We start from the raw sequence: 18,370 nt of genomic DNA, 5'->3' as shown, positions 1-18,370 counted from the left end.
GAGCGCGACCCTACCGGCGCGGCCCGGCCGGCAGCCGGACCTGCCCGGCCACCGTCGTGGCGGTGTCGCCGCCGACCCACACGACGGGCTCGCCGTCGGGGCCGGCCTCGGTGCTGACGTGCACGCGCCCGCGCCGCCCGAGCACCGTGCCCTGCGAGGCGACGTACGCCGAGGGCAGCCGGTCGCCCGCGAGCCACTGGGCCAGGCCGGCGTTGAGGCTGCCGGTGACCGGGTCCTCGCCGACCCCGAGGCTGGGCACGAAGGCCCGCACCTCGACATCGGCGTCGCTGGTGCCGGCGGGGTGGACGCCGACGACGCCGAGCTTGAGGTCGCCGAAGGCCGCGAGGTCGGGCTCCAGCGACAGCACCGCGGCGGCGTCGGCGAGCAACACGCCGAGCCAGCCGGGGCCGTTGTCGACCCAGGCCGCGTCGAGCACCTCGACCCCCGAGCCACCTCGGGGCCCGCCTCCGGGCCCGGCGCCGAGCACGCGGCGCACGTGGGCGAGGTCGGCCTCGTCGACCGGGCCGGAGCGCACCAGCGGCGGCGCGGCGAAGGCGAGCCGCTCGCCGCGGCGCAGCCGCACCAGCCCGGCGCCGCACTCCTGCACCACGACCCCGTCGGCGGCCGGCTCGCCACCGGCCTCGAGCCAGGCGTGGGCCGAGCCCAGGGTGGGGTGCCCGGCGAAGGGGAGCTCGCGACCGGGGGTGAAGATGCGCAGGCGGTAGTCGGCGCCCGGTGTCGTCGGCGGCAGCAGGAAGGTCGTCTCCGACAGGTTGGTCCACCGGGCGAAGGCGGCCATGTCGGCCTCGTCGAGACCCTCGGCGTCGTGCACCACCGCCACGGGGTTGCCGCGCAGCGGCTCGGCGCTGAACACGTCGACCTGGCTGAAGCGACGCCCGACCACCGCGCCGGGCACCGGCGCCCCGCTCACGGGTGCAGCGACATGGGGCCGTAGACGCGGCGCTCGCCCTCGAAGAGCATGACGGCGTCGACGCCCTCGGCGGCGAGGTCGCCGAAGCACTCCCCCACCCACGACTCGGCGTCGGCCTGGTTGGCGAAGCGCTCGCCGGAGAGGTCGGCGCCCACGCTCACCTCCTGGCCGGAGGCGTCCTCGAGGCGCCACCACCAGGGCAGCTCGGCGGGGGTGGGCTGGCGGAAGGTCGGGGGCTGGTCGGGCAGGTTCACGCGGATCACGTCCTGACGGAGGGGGCGACGAAGGGCGGGCGGACGACCTGGAAGACCTCGCGCCGCCCGCGCACGTCGACGCCGACCTCGGCGTCGTCGGCCACGAAGCTGGGCAGCAGCGCGAGGCCGATGCCCTTGCGCAGGGTCGGGGAGAAGGTGCCGGAGGTGATCTCCCCCAGCAGCACGTCGGGGGTCAGCGAGACCGTCATGTGGGGGCGCGGGATGCCGCGGCCGGTGGCCACCAGCCCCTGGAGGCGGCGGCGGGGCCCGGCGGCACGCTCGGCGGTGAGCACCTCCTTGCCCCAGAAGGCGTCCTTGCCCCACCCCACGGCCCAGCCGAGCCGGGCCTGGTTGGGGGTGACGTCGAGGGAGATGTCCTGCCCGTGCAGCGGGTAGCCCATCTCGGTGCGCAGGGTGTCGCGCGCGCCCAGGCCGCAGGCGAGCAGGCCCAGCGGCTCCCCCGCGGCGACCAGCGCGTCCCACAGGCCCAGCGCCGCGGCGACGGGGGCGACCAGCTCGTAGCCGCGCTCTCCGGTGTAGCCGGTGCGGCACACGACCACGTCGTGGGTCAGGCCCTGCGCGGCGTACGGCGCGACGGCGAAGCTCATGTAGTCGTGGCCCACCGGCAGCCCGACGGCCGCGAGCAGGTCGTCGCTGCGCGGGCCCTGCACCGCGAGCACGACGTGGTCGCGGTGCTCGTCGGTCACGCTCACGCCCGCCGGCGCGGCCGCGGTGAGCCGGCGCACGACCTCGGCGGTGTTGGCGGCGTTGGGCACGAGCAGCACGTGCTCCTCGTCGTGGAGGTAGGCGATGAGGTCGTCGACGATGCCGCCGGTCTCCTCGTCGCAGCACAGCGTGTACTGCGCCTGGCCCGGGCCGATGCGGCGCAGGTCGTTGGAGAGCGTCGCGTCGACGAAGTCGGCCGCGCCGGGACCGGTCACGCTGGCCTTGCCGAGGTGGCTGACGTCGAAGAGGCCGACCGCCTCGCGCACGGCCGTGTGCTCCTTGACCACGCCCGAGGGGTACTCCAACGGCATCGACCAGCCGCCGAACTCCGCCAGCTTGGCGCCCAGCGCGACGTGGCGCTCGTGCAGCGGCGAGCGGATCAGCCCCTGCGCGTCGGGCGGCGTGACGCCGCCGGCTGGGTCGCGGGAGGGGTCGCGGGAGGGGTCGGGTGCACGGTCCTCGGCCATGGCCTCAACCTAGCGTGAGGCGCCGACGGTTAACCTGCCCCGGTGACGACGTACTCCTTGCGCAACGCCAACCCCGCCAAGACCAAGGCCGACGCCGTGGTGGTGGGGGTCGTGAGCAGCGGCGACGGGGTCGTGCTGGCCCCGGGCGCGGAGGCGGTGGGCGAGGCCTACGGCCGCAAGCTGCGCCCGCTGCTGGCGATGCTGGCGCTGACGGGCAAGGTCGGCGAGACGACCCGCGTGCCCACCGGGGGCGTCATCGCCTCCCCCACCCTCGTGCTCGTCGGGCTCGGCGCCGAGGCCACGCCGGAGACCGTGCGCCGCGGCGCCGGCGCCGCGGCCCGTGCCGTCACCAACGCCGCGAGCGTCGCGCTCGCGCTGCCCGCCGACTCCGCCGCGCTGGTCCGCTCGGTCACCGAGGGGTGGGCGCTGGGCGGCTACCGCTTCACCGCCTACCAGCGCGACACCGCCACGACCACCACGGTCGCCGAGGTCGCCGTGCTGTCGCCGGTCGCGCGCCGCGCCGAGGCCACCACCGCCTTCGAGGAGGCCCAGGTCGTCGCCGCGGCCGTCGCCACCACCCGCGACTGGGTCAACACCCCGCCCGGCGACCTGACCCCGCCGGCCTTCGCCGACGCCGTCGTGGCCGCGGTCAAGGACAACGCCAAGCAGGTCGCCCGCGGCCACAAGGTCACCGCCACCGTGCACGACGAGGCCGCGCTCGCCGACCTGGGCTGCGGCGGCATCCTCGGCGTCGGCGCCGGGTCGAGCGCACCGCCGCGCCTGGTCGAGCTCACCTACGCCCCCAAGGGCGCCACCCGCCACCTCGCCCTGGTCGGCAAGGGCATCACCTTCGACTCCGGCGGTCTGACCATCAAGCCGGCCGCCTCGATGAGCGAGATGAAGTCCGACATGGCCGGCGCCGCCGCGGTCGTGCAGGCCACGCTCGCGATCGCCCGGCTCGGTCTGCCGGTCAAGGTCAGCACCTTCGTGCCCATGGCCGAGAACATGGTCTCCGGCAGCGCCACCCGCCCCGGCGACGTGCTGCGCATCTACGGCGGCACCACGGTGGAGATCTCCAACACCGACGCCGAGGGCCGCCTCGTGCTGGCCGACGCCCTCGTGCGGGCCACCGAGACCGAGCCCGACGTCGTGCTCGACGTCGCCACGCTGACCGGTCACATGGTCGTCGCCCTCGGCGACAAGGTGGCCGGCGTGATGGGCACCCGCTCGGTGGTCGACGACGTGCTCGCCGCCTCCGAGGTCGCCGGCGAGGCGCACTGGCCGATGCCGATCCCCGAGCAGATGGGCGAGCGGATCCGCTCGAGCAAGGTCGCCGACCTGGCCCAGCACGACTGGGTGCGCTGGGGCGGCGGCCTCTTCGCCGCGGCCTTCCTGCGCGAGTTCACCGCCGGGCTCCCGTGGGCCCACCTCGACATCGCCGGACCGTCCTTCGGCTCCGGCGCCTCGGGGCACGTGACCGCCGGCGGCACCGGCTTCGCCGTCGCCACGCTCGTCGACTACGCCCGGGCCTTCGCCGTCGCGGAGTAGTCCCGGCGCGACGGCGAAGGGCGGGCCCGACGGGGCCCGCCCCGCCGCGGCGGTTTAGAGGCCCTGCTGCTTGCGCTGCGCCTTCATCCGGGAGTTGTAGTCGCGCATGCGCTGCGGCACGCCGACCACGGCCGCGTCGTAGGACGGCACCTGGTGGCGGTTGCAGAACGCGTGCGCCCACTCCACCGACGGCACCCGCCGCCGCGTCCACTCCCCGTCGTGCGCCACGAGCAGCAGGGTGACGTCGGAGACCGCCGTGCGGGGCTCGACGAAGCCCTCCACGCCGTGGCGCTCGCCGACCCAGGACTGCAGGTGCTCCTGGTCGACGGAGTCCGAGGCGCGCACGCGCGTCGAGCCCGTGCGGAAGCCGTCACGGGCCGGCTTGCGCATCTTCGTCGCGCTGCTTCGTCGGAATCGGTCGAGGAACGCCATGCCCCTAGTCTGCCCGCCCCGCCGAAGGCCGGTGTGGACACACCCTGAAGAAGTGCAAAGATGGGTCCGCGCTCACGAGGCGCACCCCTGCTCACGGCGCACGGAAGGACCACGGTGGCCGGCCCCGCTCACGACACCGACTTCGACGTTCTCATCCTCGGTGCGGGCTCGGGGGGCTACGCCTGTGCCCTGCGCGCCGCGCAGCTCGGCCTGCACGTCGCCCTGGTCGAGAAGGACCGACTGGGCGGCACCTGCCTCCACGTCGGCTGCATCCCCACCAAGGCCCTCCTGCACGCGGCCGAGGTCGCCGACACCGCCCGCGAGTCGGAGCGCTTCGGCGTGCTCGCCTCCTTCGAGGGCATCGACATGGCCGGCGTCAACTCCTACAAGGACGGCGTCGTCGCGCGGCTCTTCAAGGGGCTCACCGGCCTCGTCGGCTCGCGCGGCGTCACCGTCATCGAGGGCGAGGGCCGCCTCACCGGGCCCCACGAGGTCACGGTCGACGGCACGGCCCACACCGCCCGCCACGTCGTCCTCGCCTCCGGCTCGACCCCGCGCAGCCTGCCCGGGCTCGAGGTCGACGGCGAGCGGGTGCTCACCTCCGAGCACGCCCTGCGCCTCGAGCGCGTGCCCGCCTCCGTGGTGGTGCTCGGCGGCGGCGTGATCGGCTCGGAGTTCGCGTCGGTCTGGCGCAGCTTCGGCGCCGAGGTCACCGTGGTCGAGGCCCTCCCGCGCCTGGTCGCGGCCGAGGACGAGGCCTGCTCCAAGGTGCTCGAGCGCGCCTTCCGCAAGCGCGGCATCACCGTGCGCACCTCCACCCGCTTCGCGTCGGTCTCCCGCACCGAGAAGGGTGTCGCGGTCACCGTCGACACCGCCAAGGGCGAGCAGGAGGTCGTCGAGGCCGAGCTGCTCCTGGTGGCCGTGGGCCGCGGCCCCGTCACCGAGGGCCTGGGCTACGACGAGCAGGGGGTCGCCATGGAGCGCGGCTTCGTCACCACCGACGAGCGCTGCCGCACCTCGGTGCCCGGCGTCTGGGCCGTGGGCGACATCGTGCCCGGCCTCCAGCTGGCCCACCGCGGCTTCGCGCAGGGCATCTTCGTCGCCGAGGAGATCGCCGGGCTCGAGCCCGCCCCGATCGACGAGACGGGCATCCCGCGGGTGACCTACTCCCACCCCGAGGTCGCCTCGGTCGGGCTCGACGAGAAGGCCGCGGTCGCGGCGTACGGCGCCGACGCGGTGCAGAGCCTGACCTACGACCTGGGCGGCAACGGCAAGAGCCAGATCCTGCAGACCCAGGGCTTCGTCAAGCTGGTCCGCCGCGTCGACGGCCCCGTCGTCGGTGTCCACCTGGTGGGCGACCGCGTCGGGGAGCTCATCGGCGAGGCGCAGCTGATCTACAACTGGGAGGGACACGCCGAGGACGTCGCCCCGCTGCTCCACGCCCACCCCACCCAGAACGAGGCCCTCGGCGAGGCCCACATGGCGCTCGCCGGGAAGCCGCTGCACGCGCATTCCTAGGCTGGCCCCGGCGGCCCCGCGCCCGCCGGCGCGCGCCACCCCTGCTCCAGCCCCGCTCCACCCGCCCCACCACAGACGCACAGCCCCACACCACACGAAGAACGCGAGCGAAGGAACTCACATTGGCCACCGAAGTCAACCTCCCCGCCCTGGGTGAGTCCGTCACCGAGGGCACCGTCACCCGCTGGCTGAAGGCCGTGGGCGACACCGTCGCGGTCGACGAGCCGCTGCTGGAGGTCTCCACCGACAAGGTCGACACCGAGATCCCCTCCCCGGTCGCCGGCACCCTCCTCGAGATCAAGGCCGAGGAGGACGACACCGTCGAGGTGGGCGCCGTCCTGGCCCTCATCGGCGACGAGAGCGAGGCCGGCGGTGACGGTGGCGGCGGCGCCAACGCTCCCGAGGCCTCCGAGGCCACCGAGTCCGCGACCCCCGAGGCCCAGCCGGCCGACGAGGGCGAGGCCGAGAAGAAGGCCGAGCAGGAGCAGCAAATCGTCGAGGAGAAGGGCTCGCTGCCCGCCGGCGACGAGACCCCCGAGTCGGAGAAGTCCGGCCCTGCCGGCGGCTCCGGCGGCGGCTCGGGCACCTCGGTGACCCTGCCCGCGCTGGGCGAGTCGGTCACCGAGGGCACCGTGACCCGCTGGCTGAAGTCGGTCGGTGACGAGGTCGCCGTCGACGAGCCTCTCCTCGAGGTCTCCACCGACAAGGTCGACACCGAGATCCCCTCCCCGGTCGCCGGCACGCTGCTGGCGATCAAGGTCGACGAGGACGAGACCGTCGAGGTCGGCGCCGAGCTGGCCGTCATCGGCGACAAGGGTGCCTCGGTCGAGGAGCCCACCGACTCCGCCGCGCCCGAGGCCCAGCCCAAGGACGACGCCGAGGCCGAGAAGAAGGCCGAGCAGGAGGAGCGGATCGTCGAGGAGAAGGGCTCCCTGCCCGCCGGCGACGAGACCCCGGAGAAGGAGAAGTCCGACTCCCCCGCCGCGGCCGCCCCCGCCGCCTCGCCCGAGCCCGCCGAGGCCACCACCCCGGCCGCCGAGAAGGCCCCGGCGCCCAGCGCGCAGTCGCCCTCCACCGGCGAGTCCGGCTCCTCGTCGAGCAACGACGCCGCCGGCTACGTCACCCCGCTGGTGCGCAAGCTGGCCAACCAGCACGACGTCGACCTCTCCACCGTCACCGGCACCGGCGTCGGCGGTCGCATCCGCAAGCAGGATGTGCTCGAGGCCGCCAAGGCCAAGGAGGCCCCGGCCCCGGCCGCCGCTCCTGCGGCCGCCGCCCCGGCCGCGGCGCCCGCCGCGTCGGGTGCCGCGGCGCCCACGACCACCCCGTCGCCGCTGCGCGGCACCACGGAGAAGGTCAGCCGCCTGCGCAGGATCATCTCCGAGCGCATGGTCGACTCGCTGCACACCGCGGCGCAGCTGACCCAGGTCGTCGAGGTCGACGTCACCAACATCGCGCGGCTGCGCGAGGCGAAGAAGGCCGACTTCCTCTCCCGCGAGGGCGTCAAGCTGTCCTACCTGCCGTTCTTCGCCAAGGCCTCGATCGACGCGCTCAAGCAGCACCCCAAGCTCAACGCGACGATCGACATCGACGCCGGCGAGATCACCTACTACGACCGGGAGAACGTCGCCTTCGCCGTCGACACCGACAAGGGCCTGCTGACCCCGGTCGTCAAGGACGCCGGCGATCTGTCGATCGCCGGTCTGGCCAAGAAGATCGCCGACGTCGCGCAGCGCACCCGCACCAACAAGATCGGTCCCGACGAGCTGTCGGGCGGCACCTTCACGATCACCAACCTGGGCAGCGTCGGGGCCCTGTGGGACACCCCGATCATCAACCGCCCCCAGGTCGCCATCCTCGGCCCCGGTGCCGTCGTGAAGCGCCCGGTCGTCATCGACGACGCCAACCTCGGCGAGACCATCGCCGTGCGCCACATGGTCTACCTCGCGCTGACCTACGACCACCGCCTGGTCGACGGCGCCGACGCCGGCCGTTTCCTCCAGGACGTCAAGGCGCGCCTCGAGGCCGGCCAGTTCGAGGTCTGACGCTCCACCGCACCACGGTGGTCGGGCCGGGAGCGCCAGCGACCGTCCCGACACCACCACCGCACCACCCGACGGCGCGAGGTCACCGACCTCGCGCCGTCGGCGCGTCCACGGCCCGCCTGGTCCGGCGGCAACGCCCGACCGGCCGCGCAGGTGCGGCCCCGAAGGGGGAGCCGGGGTTTCCCGGTGGGTGACAGGGTGGGGCCATGTCCCTGAACGTCGTCATCGCCGGCTCGTCCGGATTCCTCGGCTCCCACCTCGTGGGCGCCCTGCGCGGGCGCGGCCACACCGTCACCGCGCTGACCCGTCGCCCCGCGAAGGGCCCGTCGGAGTCGACGTGGGACCCCTACGCCGGGGCCGTCGACCGCACGCTCGTGCAGTCGGCCGACGTGGTGGTCAACCTGGCCGGCGCCCCGACCGCCGGCAACCCCCACTCCAAGACCTGGGCCCGTGAGCTGCGCGAGAGCCGCGTGACGACCACCCGGCTGCTGGCGGAGGTGATCGCGGAGGCCGAGCGCCCTCCGGCGTACCTCGCGGGCAACGGGATCTCCTACTACGGCGACCACGGTGACGCCCTGCTCACCGAGTCGGCCGACAGCCGCGGCCACGCGCTGCTCACCGACGTCACCCGGGAGTGGCAGGCGGCGGCCGACGCGGCCGTCGACGCCGGCGCCCGGGTGTGCGTGCTGCGCACCGCTCCGGTGATGGACGCCGCCGCTCCCCCGCTCAAGCAGCTGCGCCTGGTCTTCAAGCTCGGGCTCGGCGCCAAGCTCGGCGACGGCAGCCAGCACATGGCGATGATCTCGCTGCGCGACTGGGTCGACGCCACCGTCCACCTCGCCGAGCACGAGTCGGCCTCGGGTCCCTTCAACCTGTGCTGCGTGACCACGCCGACCAACGCGGAGTTCACGAAGGCCCTCGCCGCCGGGGTCAAGCGGCCCGCGGTCGCCTTCGTGCCCGCCCCGCTGCTGCGCACCGCCGCCGGCGCGATGGGCCCGGAGCTCCTCGGCTCGCTCAACGTCACCCCGAGGGCGCTGCTCGACTCCGGCTACACCTTCCACGACCCCGACGTCGAGGCCGTGGTCCGCAGCGGCCTGAGCTGACCGCTGCCCGCGGCGGCTCGGGCCGGGCCGGTCGGTGCGGACGGTCGGGCCAGGCGGGCGCCGCTCAGGCCGGCACGACCTCGGCGACGAGCCAGCCACCCCGCTCACGGACCAGGGTGACCTCGCGGGCGGTCGCCCGGTCGCGCGGCAGCCGTACGTCGACCCCGCGCCCCACCGCCCGTGCACCGACCAGCCGGTCGACCACCCGCAGCCGCAGCCGGGCTGCGGGCCGTCCGGTCCCGTCAGCGGCTACGCCGGCGCCGAGCACCTCCACCGCGACCAGTCGCGTGGCCATGCCCCGCACCCGCAGCCCCCGCGCCGTCCAGGCGCGCAGCATCGCGACGTCGTGGCGTGCGGCGGCCGACCCGTCGACGTAGAGCGACGCCAGCCGCTCCGGGTCGGCCCGCGACCACGCCGCCGCCCGCTGCCGGTCCCACCGCGCCACCACGCGCGCCGCCCGGCGCTCCTCGGCCGACCACCGCTTGGCGGCCCCCGCTCGCGGGTCGGGGCGCTCGGCCACCGCCCCGGCCCCACCGCTTTGGCGAGCGCCGCCCGCGGTCACGGGCCCACCGTCGGCGCTCGAGGGGGGTGGGGCGTCGAGCGCCCCGAGGCCTCCGGCCACCGCGGCCGCGGGCCGCAGGTCCGGGCCGGGCCCTCCTCCCCGCAGGACGACGCCGCACAGCACGACGGCGGAGGTGACGACGACGGCGGTCAGCAGCAGGCGCGGCATGGGTCCCCCCTACCCACCTGGCGACCACCGCCCGCCGGCCGTCCACAGGCGGGACCCTCCTGTGCACGGGCCGGGGCCGGGGCGCAGGGCCGCGAGTAGCATCGGAGCCATGGCGAGCAGCGGGAGAGACCTCGACGTACGCACGGTGGGCCTCGGCGCGCAGGCCGTGGACTACCTCGCCGCGTGGGACCTCCAGCGTGAGGTGCACGCCCAGGTCGTGGCGGGCGAGGCGCCCGACACGGTGCTGCTGCTGGAGCACCCGCCGACCTTCACCGCGGGCAAGCGCACCGACCCCCACGAGCGCCCCGCCGACCCGGGCGGCGCGCCCGTGCTCGACGTCGACCGCGGCGGCAAGATCACCTACCACGGGCCGGGCCAGCTGGTGGCGTACCCGATCGTCCGCCTGCCCGACCACGTGCTCGTGGTCGACTTCGTGCGCCGCATGGAGGAGGCGATGATCGCGACCTGCGCGGCCTTCGGGGTCACCACCGCCCGGGTGCCCGGCCGCAGCGGCGTGTGGCTGCGCGCCGACTCCACCGGCTCCGGCACGCGCCCCGAGCGCAAGGTCGGCGCGATCGGCATCCGCGTCAGCCGCGGTGTGACCATGCACGGGATCTCGCTCAACTGCGACGTCGACCTGGGCTGGTACGACCGCTTCGTGCCCTGCGGCATCGCCGACGCCGGCGTCACCTCGCTGAGCCAGGAGGCCGGTCGCGACGTGACCGTCGCGGAGGTCCTGCCGGTGCTCACCGAGCACCTGCGCGCGCTGCTGGCGTGGGCCGACTACACCCCCACCCCCGACTACGAGCCCCGCCCCGAGCCCGGCCGCGCCCCCCGCATCGAGATCCTCACCCCCGCGTCCTCCCGCTGACAGCGCCCCTCCGGCGCTGCTCGCCGCGGCGGGCCTGGACGTCATACGCACCGTGGATGCGCATCCACCCTTCGCATGACGTCACACCCCACCCCCACCCCACGCCCGGACGCATACGCACCGTGGATGCGCATCCACCCCTCGCATGACGTCACACCCCACCCCCACCCCACGCCCGGACGTCATACGCACCGTGGAGGCGCATCCACCCTTCGCATGACGTCCCACCCCACGCCGAGCACCGGCCGCCACTCACCCCCCGCGGGTAAAGACCCCGTACGGCGCGCCCCCGCGCACCGCCGGCGGGCGGCTGCTTTGATCACCCGACCGGCGCCGTGACGTCGGGAGGATCGAGGACACCGGTGAGCGCGCTCGTGATCGAGACCAGCGGCCTGCGCAAGGAGTACACGTCGCGCCGCGGCGGCAGGCGGGTGGCCGTGCAGGGCCTCGACCTGGCGGTGCCCGCCGGCGGGGTCCACGGCTTCCTGGGCCCCAACGGGTCGGGCAAGACGACGACGATCCGCATGCTGCTGGGGCTCTCACGGGCCACCTCCGGCTCGATGCGCCTCTTCGGCGAGGAGGTGCCGCAGCGCCTGCCGAGCGTCATCGGCCGCGTGGGCGCGGTGGTGGAGTCGCCGAAGTTCTCCCCCCACCTCACCGGTCGGCAGAACCTCCTCCTCCTGGCCCGCTCCATCAGCGCCCCCGACGCGCGCGTCGACGCCGCGGTGGAGACCGTCGGGCTGACCGGCCGCGACGCCGACCGCTACCGCTCCTACTCCCTGGGCATGAAGCAGCGCCTGGCCATCGCCGCCACCCTGCTCAAGGACCCCGACCTGCTCATCCTCGACGAGCCCACCAACGGCCTCGACCCGGCCGGCATCCGCGAGGTGCGCGACACCGTCCGCGACCTCGGCGCCGCCGGCGTCACGGTGCTGCTGAGCTCCCACATCCTCGCCGAGGTGCAGCAGGTGTGCACCTCGGCCACCATCATCGGCAACGGCCGGCTGCTGGCCAGCGGCACCGTCGACGACCTCCTCGCCGGCGCCGCCGCCCACCGCGTGGTCACGCCCGACCCCGTCCTCGCCGCCCGCGTGCTGCGTGAGGCCGGCCTGGCCGTCACCGGCCCCACCGAGGACCCCGCCGAGGACCCCGCCGACCACCCAGGCGACCACCGCGCCGATCACCACCCCGACCACCCGGGCTCCGAGCCCGACCACGCCCTCACCGTCGAGACCGACGACCCCGCCCGCGTCACCCGCGCCCTGGCCGAGGCCGGGGTGTGGCTGAGCGAGCTCACCCCGGTGCGCCAGGACCTCGAGTCCTACTTCCTCGCCCTCACCGCCGACGACACCCTGGGAGGCCGCTGATGGGCGCGCTGCTGAAGGTCGAGCTGACCCGCCTGCGCTGGCGCCGCGCGGTCGTGCTGCTGCTCGCGGCCGCCGTGCTGGTGCCGGCGGTCGTGGTCGGCGCCACCGCCTGGGGCACCCGCCCCCTCTCCGAGGCCGACCTGGCCTCGGCCGAGAGCGACTTCGGCGGCCGGTTCCTCCGCCAGGAGGTGCGCTCCTGCGGCCGCGAGCCGCAGTTCTACGGCCTCGAGGACGTCGCGGCCGCCGAGCTCCCCGAGGCCTGCCGCCTCGAGGTGGTGTCGTCGTACGTAGGGCGCAGCCCGCTCAACCTGTCCGAATCGCTGGAGGGCGGGGCGATGGTCGTCGTCGCCTCGGTGCTGGTGCTGCTGATGGTCATGCTCGGCACGACCTTCGTGGGCCACGACTGGAACACGGGGTCGATGAGCAACCAGCTGCTCTTCGAGGCCCGCCGCGGGCGCGTCTGGGCGGCCAAGGCGCTCGCCGTCGGCGCGGTCGGGCTCCTCGTCGCGCTGCTGGTGAGCCTGGCGTGCTGGCTGGCGCTGGTGGCGATCGCCTCCTCCCGCGACCTGAGCACCGGCGACGGCGTGCTGCTCGACGGGCTCGAGCAGTGCCTGCGCACGGGCCTGGTCGCCGCGGGCGCGGCGTTCGGCGGCTACGCGCTGACCATGCTGCTGCGCAGCACGGTGGCCACGCTCGGCGTCGTCTTCGCCCTCACCGTGCTCGGCGGCACCCTCATCGGCGTCCTCGGGGGCCAGGAGACCCAGCGCTGGCAGCCCCAGCTCAACGTGATGGCCGCCATGACCAACGAGGTCACCTACTACGACGACTCCGGCCTCGAGCCCGCCTGCCTCACCGGCATGGCCCGACCCCGCCTCGACTGCGACGCCACCCAGCGCATCGGCGCCGTGCAGGGCGGGTCCTACGTCGGCGTCGTGCTGCTCGCGCTGGGCGCGGCCTCCGTGGTGTCGTTCCGCCGCCGCGACGTGCCCTGACCCGGCCCGCTCCCCGACCCGGGCGGCCGGCGCCGGCCCGGGCTCACCGACTCCTCGTGACCTGGCCCACCGGCGTAGAGTCAAGGGGTGACGACTGCTCCTGCTCCTGACGGCCGCAAGCTCCTCCGACTCGAGGTCCGCAACGCCGAGACCCCCATCGAGCGCAAGCCCGAGTGGATCAAGACCCGGGCCAAGATGGGCCCGGAGTACACCGAGCTGATGGGCCTGGTGAAGTCCGAGGGCCTCCACACGGTGTGCCAGGAGGCCGGCTGCCCCAACATCTTCGAGTGCTGGGAGGACCGCGAGGCCACCTTCCTCATCGGCGGCGACCAGTGCACACGCCGCTGCGACTTCTGCCAGATCGACACCGGCAAGCCCGAGGCCCTCGACCGCGACGAGCCCCGCCGCGTGGCGGAGTCGGTGCAGAAGATGCAGCTGAAGTACGCCACCATCACCGGCGTCGCGCGCGACGACCTGCCCGACGGCGGCGCCTGGCTCTACGCCGAGACCGTGCGCGCCATCCACGACATGAACCCCGGCACCGGCGTCGAGAACCTCATCCCCGACTTCAACGGCAAGCCCGACCTGCTGGCCGAGGTCTTCGAGTCGCGCCCCGAGGTGCTGGCCCACAACGTCGAGACCGTGCCGCGGATCTTCAAGCGGATCCGCCCGGCCTTCCGCTACGAGCGCTCCCTCGACGTCATCACCCAGGCCCGCGCCTTCGGCCTGGTCACCAAGTCCAACCTCATCCTGGGCATGGGCGAGACCCGCGAGGAGGTCTCGCAGGCGCTGCGCGACCTGCACGAGGCGGGCTGCGACCTCATCACGATCACGCAGTACCTGCGCCCCTCGGTGCGCCACCACCCCGTGGAGCGCTGGGTCAAGCCGCAGGAGTTCGTCGAGCTCCAGGCCGAGGCCGAGGAGATCGGCTTCGCCGGCGCGCTCTCGGGCCCGCTGGTGCGTTCGTCCTACCGCGCCGGGCGCCTGTACCGTCAGGCCATCGAGGCCCGCTCCGGCGCCTCGGCCTGAGCACGACCGACACGACTGGGAGCAGCACGCCCGCATGGCCAAGAAGAAGGACGCCGCCGCGAAGTCCGGCGCACCCGCAGCGCCGGAGGCGATGAGCCGGCGCAAGCAGTTCGCCGAGACCTACAAGATCACCAAGCGCACCGACCCCAAGATCGGGCTGTGGCTGCTGCTGGCCTTCGTGGTCGCCGCCGCCGTCGGCTTCGCGATCTTCTGGATCCTGCCCGGCTCCGGCGCCCTCGCCTGGGTGCTCTCCACCATCGGTGCGCTGCTCTTCGGCTCGCTGGCCGCGCTGATCGTCTTCGGCCGCCGCGCGCAGAGCTCGGCCTACGGGCAGATGGAGGGTCAGCCCGGCGCCGCCGCGGCCGCCCTGCGCATGCTGCGCCGCGGCTGGACGACCACCCCGGCGGTCGCGTTCACCCGCCAGCAGGACGTCGTGCACCGCGTCGTGGGCCCTCCGGGCATCGTGCTCATCGGTGAGGGCAACGCCCACCGCACCCGCCAGCTGCTCACCGCCGAGCGCCGCAAGCACGAGCGCGTCGCCGGCGGCGCCCCGATCCACGAGGTCGTCTGCGGCCGCGAGGAGGGCCAGGTGCCGCTGCCGAAGCTGGTCAAGCACGTCCAGAAGCTGGGCCGCCAGGTGAAGCCGGCCGAGATCACCGACATCCTCAACCGGCTCAAGGCGCTCGACGCCAACCGCTCCGCCGTACCGCTGCCCAAGGGGCCGGTGCCGACCAACATGAAGGGCATGCGGCAGAACATGCGCGGCCGCTGACCCACCGCACCAGGTACGACGAAGGGCGCCTCCCCGGCCGGGGAGGCGCCCTTCGTCGTCGCGCTGGGTGGTGGGGCTCAGCTCATGCCGCCCATGGAGCCCATCAGGTCCTCCATCGACTGCACCTCGCTGGCCGGCGGGGCCTCGATGTCGACCGGGTCGCCCCAGTTGTCGTAGGTCATCGTCATGGGGCCGGTGGCGCCCATGTCGACCTCGGCGCGACGGAACAGGCCCTCGTCGTCGAGGAAGATCTCGTAGGCGATCGTGTCGGGCATCTGCGACTCGGCGAGCCCGGCCATCTCGGGGTCGAGGTTCTCCAGCAGCGCCTTGCCGTCGAGCACGATGGAGTAGTGGTCGAGGCTCTCGCCCTCGACGTCCTCGGTGCCGACGAAGGTGGCGGACTGGATGCCCTTCTCCATCGAGTCGAACATCGTGCGCGGGTCCATCTGCTCGGTCATCAGCGAGCCGAAGGGGTTGTTGGGGTCGCTGAGGTCCATCTTGACCCAGCCGTCGCCGGCGATGCCCTGCATGTAGATGACGTTGTCCTCCAGGACCATGGTGAGGTCCTGGCCGCCGGCCTTCATCTGCATCTCCATGGAGTACGGGTTCTCGGAGAAGTCGGCCTCGCCCTCGGCCTGCATGGCCGCGGAGCCGCCGGTCTCCATGGTGAAGGTGGCGGTCGTGGCGTCCTCGAAGGAGGCGGAGAGGATGTCGGCCATCTCGTCGGCGGGCACCTCGTCGCCCTCGGCGAGGGTCTCCTCGGTCGAGCCCTCCGAGCCCGAGTCGCCCTCGGAGCCGGAGTCGCTGCCGGTGTCGCTGCCGGTGTCGGCGCTGCTGGAGCTGGTGTCGTCGGCGGACTCGTCGCTGCCGCAGGCGCTCAGCGAGACGAGGGCCAGCGGGACGACCGCGGCGGCGGCGGAGCGGCGCAGGGTGCGGCTCCAGGTGGTGGTGCGTGACATGGGGTGCCCTTCGTGTCGTCGTGGGGGTCTGTCTCGAGAGTCCCAACGACCGGCGTCCGGCAAACCTCCCCGGAGGTCACGATCCGGGCTCAGCGCGCGAGCATCCCGCGGTAGGTCTGCAGGGTGATGGTGGCCGAGCCCGCGACGACGTCGTGCAGGCCGCGCCCGTCGGGGCGGAAGACCAGCGGCGGGATGACGAGGATGACCATCACGTGGCGCACCAGGCTGCGCAGCAGGGGCACGGGTGCGCCGTACGGCAGGGAGACCACGCGCAGCCGGGTGGCGACCTGGCCGAAGGAGCCGCCGACGGTGGCGGTCAGCACGGTGGCCTCGACGACGTAGACCAGCAGGGTCCACGACTGCAGGTTGCTGCCGACCTCGAAGTAGTCCTCGAAGCCGACGAAGAGGACGACGACCAGGGTGGAGGCGGCCCAGTCGACCAGCAGCGCGAGCATCCGCCGCGGCCAGGTCGCGGTGTCGACGGCGGGGGCGGGTCCGGTGGCGGCGCTGGTCACTCCCCCAGGCTAGCCAGCGGCTCCTGCACCACCGCCGGAGCCTGACCACTCCGCGTGCCTGCTGTTACATGCACGACACACAACCGATACGGTCAGGAAACGCCTATCTCCCTAGGGTGGGCCGCATCCGTCCGGCGCAACGTCGCACCGGGCTGTCCACTCCCAGACCGCCGGCTGCCCCACGAGATGGACAGCCAAGGAGGACGAATGTTCCAGAACAGCGACGAGCTGCTCGCCTATATCAAGGACGAGCGCGTCGAGATGGTCGACGTGCGCTTCTGCGACCTGCCCGGTGTCATGCAGCACTTCACCGTGCCGGTGTCGTCGTTCGACCAGTCCGTCTTCGAGGACGGCCTGTCCTTCGACGGCTCCTCGATCCGCGGCTTCCAGGCCATCCACGAGTCCGACATGTCGCTGTTCCCGGACCCGACCACGGCCTACATCGACCCCTTCCGGTCCTCCAAGACCCTGGTCGTGAACTTCTTCATCCACGACCCGCTCACCGGCGAGGCCTACTCCCGCGACCCGCGCAACATCGCGCGCAAGGCGATGGCCTACCTGCAGACCACCGGCATCGGCGACACCGCGTTCTTCGCCCCCGAGGCGGAGTTCTACGTCTTCGACAACGTGCGCTTCGAGACCAAGCAGAACGCCGGCTACTACGAGATCAACTCCTCGGCCGGCGCCTGGAACACCGGTGACTCGTTCGAGAACGACAACCGCGGCTACAAGGTGAAGTACAAGGGCGGCTACTTCCCCGTGGCCCCCACCGACCACTTCGGCGAGCTGCGCGACGAGATGGTCATCGAGCTGGAGAAGTCGGGCCTGCAGGTCGAGCGCGCCCACCACGAGGTCGGCACGGCCGGCCAGGCCGAGATCAACTACAAGTTCGACGAGCTGCTCAAGGCCGCCGACGACGTGATGAAGTTCAAGTACATCATCAAGAACACCGCCTGGCGCAACGGCAAGACCGCGACCTTCATGCCCAAGCCGATCTTCGGCGACAACGGCTCGGGCATGCACGTGCACCAGTCGATCTGGAACGAGGGATCGCCCCTGTTCTACGACGAGACCGGCTACGGCGGCCTCTCCGACATGGCCCGTCACTACATCGGCGGCATCCTCAAGCACGCGCCCTCGCTGCTGGCCTTCACCAACCCCACGGTGAACTCCTACCACCGCCTGGTGCCCGGCTTCGAGGCTCCGATCTCGCTGGTCTACTCCCAGCGCAACCGCTCGGCCTGCGTGCGCATCCCGATCACGGGATCCAACCCCAAGGCCAAGCGCATCGAGTTCCGCTGCCCCGACCCGTCGGCCAACCCCTACCTCGCATTCTCGGCGCTGCTGCTGGCCGGCCTCGACGGCATCAAGAACAAGATGGAGCCGGCGTCGCCCATCGACAAGGACATCTACGAGCTGCCGCCGGACGAGATGGCCGACATCGACCAGGTGCCGACCTCGCTCAACGCCGTCCTCGACTCCCTCGAGGCCGACCACGAGTTCCTGACGGCCGGCAACGTGTTCACCCCCGACCTGATCGAGACCTGGATCGACTACAAGCGCCAGAACGAGATCATGCCCGTGCAGATGCGCCCGCACCCGCACGAGTTCGAGCTCTACTACGACATTTAAGTCGGGGGTCGATCTGACCTGCGGCTAGATGCCTGAAACGGCGTCTGACCTGCGAAAACGTCTTTCAACGTCTTCCAGCGTCAGACGCCGTTTCTCATCCTTGTGCGTACCCAGTGCACCCCACAATGGGGTGAGCATCAGGGCGAGTTCCGAGGCCCACACGGCCGGGCGCCGCACACTCGACGTGGTGTGTCATCGGGAAGGCGTACATGACCCTGAGCGTAAGCGCGGTCCTTTGTGATCGGCTGCGCGAATGAGGCAACAAACGCTCCTGACCTGCGGTGATGGCGATCTCTCACCCGGCGAGCGCCGGAGCCAGGCTGCGGGCCTTTGCGAATCAAAGCGAGCCCAATCCGAGCCCTCCCGTCAGCAGGAACCGACGGTCACAAACACCCACTTGGCTGCCGTTGGACCGCGACCCGAGGCGCACACCTGGAGAGCATGACGCTTTCCATCCAGCGCAGGGACCGGCGCTGGCA

At 73.1% G+C, this 18,370-nt stretch carries 17 protein-coding genes; 10 read left to right on the top strand and 7 right to left on the bottom strand.

Annotated features, from left to right (window positions below; genetic code table 11):
- Positions 1-10 precede the first annotated feature (10 nt).
- The 3 genes from ASF47_RS04345 to gcvT are packed head-to-tail and all read right to left on the bottom strand — an operon-like array spanning position 11 to position 2,378.
- Positions 11-931: a PhzF family phenazine biosynthesis protein gene (locus tag ASF47_RS04345; protein WP_235558618.1), complete on the bottom strand. Its 921-nt coding sequence runs from the start codon at positions 929-931 to the stop codon at positions 11-13.
- Positions 928-1,185: a hypothetical protein gene (locus tag ASF47_RS04340; RefSeq protein ID WP_200918939.1), complete on the bottom strand. Its 258-nt coding sequence runs from the start codon at positions 1,183-1,185 to the stop codon at positions 928-930. Before ASF47_RS04340 ends, ASF47_RS04345 begins: the two co-directional genes overlap by 4 nt.
- A gap of 5 nt (positions 1,186-1,190) precedes the next feature.
- Positions 1,191-2,378, bottom strand: coding sequence for a glycine cleavage system aminomethyltransferase GcvT (gcvT, locus tag ASF47_RS04335; protein WP_056862696.1), 1,188 nt, complete (start codon positions 2,376-2,378; stop codon positions 1,191-1,193).
- 42 nt (positions 2,379-2,420) lie between these two features.
- On the opposite strand from gcvT, the gene ASF47_RS04330 reads away from it, so the two are divergent.
- On the top strand, positions 2,421-3,926 hold the full coding sequence (locus ASF47_RS04330) for a leucyl aminopeptidase (RefSeq protein ID WP_056862695.1): 1,506 nt from the start codon (positions 2,421-2,423) through the stop codon (positions 3,924-3,926).
- Positions 3,927-3,980: 54 nt separating this feature from the next.
- Here ASF47_RS04330 and ASF47_RS04325 read toward each other — a convergent pair whose 3' ends face one another.
- Positions 3,981-4,358: a hypothetical protein gene (locus tag ASF47_RS04325; RefSeq protein WP_227489137.1), complete on the bottom strand. Its 378-nt coding sequence runs from the start codon at positions 4,356-4,358 to the stop codon at positions 3,981-3,983.
- A 114-nt stretch (positions 4,359-4,472) separates the two neighbouring features.
- Between ASF47_RS04325 and lpdA the strand changes: the two genes are divergently transcribed.
- The 3 genes from lpdA (at position 4,473) to ASF47_RS04310 (ending at position 9,024) form a co-directional block, all read left to right on the top strand.
- Positions 4,473-5,876 carry a dihydrolipoyl dehydrogenase gene (gene lpdA, locus ASF47_RS04320; RefSeq protein ID WP_235558616.1) on the top strand — a complete coding sequence of 468 codons (1,404 nt, stop codon included), beginning with the start codon at positions 4,473-4,475 and terminating at the stop codon, positions 5,874-5,876.
- Between the two features lie 122 nt (positions 5,877-5,998).
- Positions 5,999-7,921 (top strand): 2-oxoglutarate dehydrogenase, E2 component, dihydrolipoamide succinyltransferase, encoded by a 1,923-nt coding sequence (sucB, locus tag ASF47_RS04315; protein ID WP_056862692.1) that lies wholly within the window; start codon positions 5,999-6,001, stop codon positions 7,919-7,921.
- Between the two features lie 206 nt (positions 7,922-8,127).
- Positions 8,128-9,024 carry a TIGR01777 family oxidoreductase gene (locus ASF47_RS04310; protein ID WP_082499963.1) on the top strand — a complete coding sequence of 299 codons (897 nt, stop codon included), beginning with the start codon at positions 8,128-8,130 and terminating at the stop codon, positions 9,022-9,024.
- A 64-nt stretch (positions 9,025-9,088) separates the two neighbouring features.
- Here the strand turns inward: ASF47_RS04310 and ASF47_RS04305 are convergent, their stop codons facing one another.
- Positions 9,089-9,754 (bottom strand): hypothetical protein, encoded by a 666-nt coding sequence (locus ASF47_RS04305; protein WP_056862691.1) that lies wholly within the window; start codon positions 9,752-9,754, stop codon positions 9,089-9,091.
- 109 nt (positions 9,755-9,863) lie between these two features.
- Here ASF47_RS04305 and lipB point away from each other — a divergent pair, with 109 nt between their 5' ends.
- The 5 genes from lipB (at position 9,864) to ASF47_RS04280 (ending at position 14,785) form a co-directional block, all read left to right on the top strand.
- Positions 9,864-10,625, top strand: coding sequence for a lipoyl(octanoyl) transferase LipB (lipB, locus tag ASF47_RS04300; protein WP_056862690.1), 762 nt, complete (start codon positions 9,864-9,866; stop codon positions 10,623-10,625).
- A gap of 362 nt (positions 10,626-10,987) precedes the next feature.
- Positions 10,988-11,992 (top strand): ABC transporter ATP-binding protein, encoded by a 1,005-nt coding sequence (locus ASF47_RS22070; RefSeq protein WP_056862689.1) that lies wholly within the window; start codon positions 10,988-10,990, stop codon positions 11,990-11,992.
- A complete protein-coding gene (locus ASF47_RS04290) occupies positions 11,992-12,984 on the top strand; it encodes a hypothetical protein (protein ID WP_056862688.1) in 993 nt (330 codons plus the stop codon). Before ASF47_RS22070 ends, ASF47_RS04290 begins: the two co-directional genes overlap by 1 nt.
- 87 nt (positions 12,985-13,071) lie before the next feature.
- Positions 13,072-14,013 carry a lipoyl synthase gene (lipA, locus tag ASF47_RS04285; protein WP_056862687.1) on the top strand — a complete coding sequence of 314 codons (942 nt, stop codon included), beginning with the start codon at positions 13,072-13,074 and terminating at the stop codon, positions 14,011-14,013.
- A 34-nt stretch (positions 14,014-14,047) separates the two neighbouring features.
- Complete coding sequence (locus ASF47_RS04280) at positions 14,048-14,785, top strand: DUF4191 domain-containing protein (RefSeq protein WP_056862686.1); 738 nt, start codon at positions 14,048-14,050, stop codon at positions 14,783-14,785.
- A 77-nt stretch (positions 14,786-14,862) separates the two neighbouring features.
- On the opposite strand, the gene ASF47_RS04275 is transcribed toward ASF47_RS04280, so the two are convergent.
- Positions 14,863-15,744, bottom strand: a complete 882-nt coding sequence (locus ASF47_RS04275) for a DUF6612 family protein (protein ID WP_056862685.1) — start codon at positions 15,742-15,744, stop codon at positions 14,863-14,865.
- Positions 15,745-15,833: 89 nt separating this feature from the next.
- On the bottom strand, positions 15,834-16,259 hold the full coding sequence (locus ASF47_RS04270; RefSeq protein WP_056862684.1) for an RDD family protein: 426 nt from the start codon (positions 16,257-16,259) through the stop codon (positions 15,834-15,836).
- Between the two features lie 207 nt (positions 16,260-16,466).
- Here ASF47_RS04270 and glnA point away from each other — a divergent pair, with 207 nt between their 5' ends.
- Positions 16,467-17,891 carry a type I glutamate--ammonia ligase gene (gene glnA / locus ASF47_RS04265; RefSeq protein WP_056862683.1) on the top strand — a complete coding sequence of 475 codons (1,425 nt, stop codon included), beginning with the start codon at positions 16,467-16,469 and terminating at the stop codon, positions 17,889-17,891.
- Positions 17,892-18,370 lie beyond the last annotated feature (479 nt).

The sequence above is a fragment of the Nocardioides sp. Leaf285 genome (genome assembly GCF_001422955.1).
Classification (GTDB): Bacteria; Actinomycetota; Actinomycetes; order Propionibacteriales; family Nocardioidaceae; genus Nocardioides; species Nocardioides kribbensis.
The sequence above is the reverse complement of the archived record's forward strand: the minus strand, read 5'-3'. Positions and strand labels throughout refer to the sequence as shown.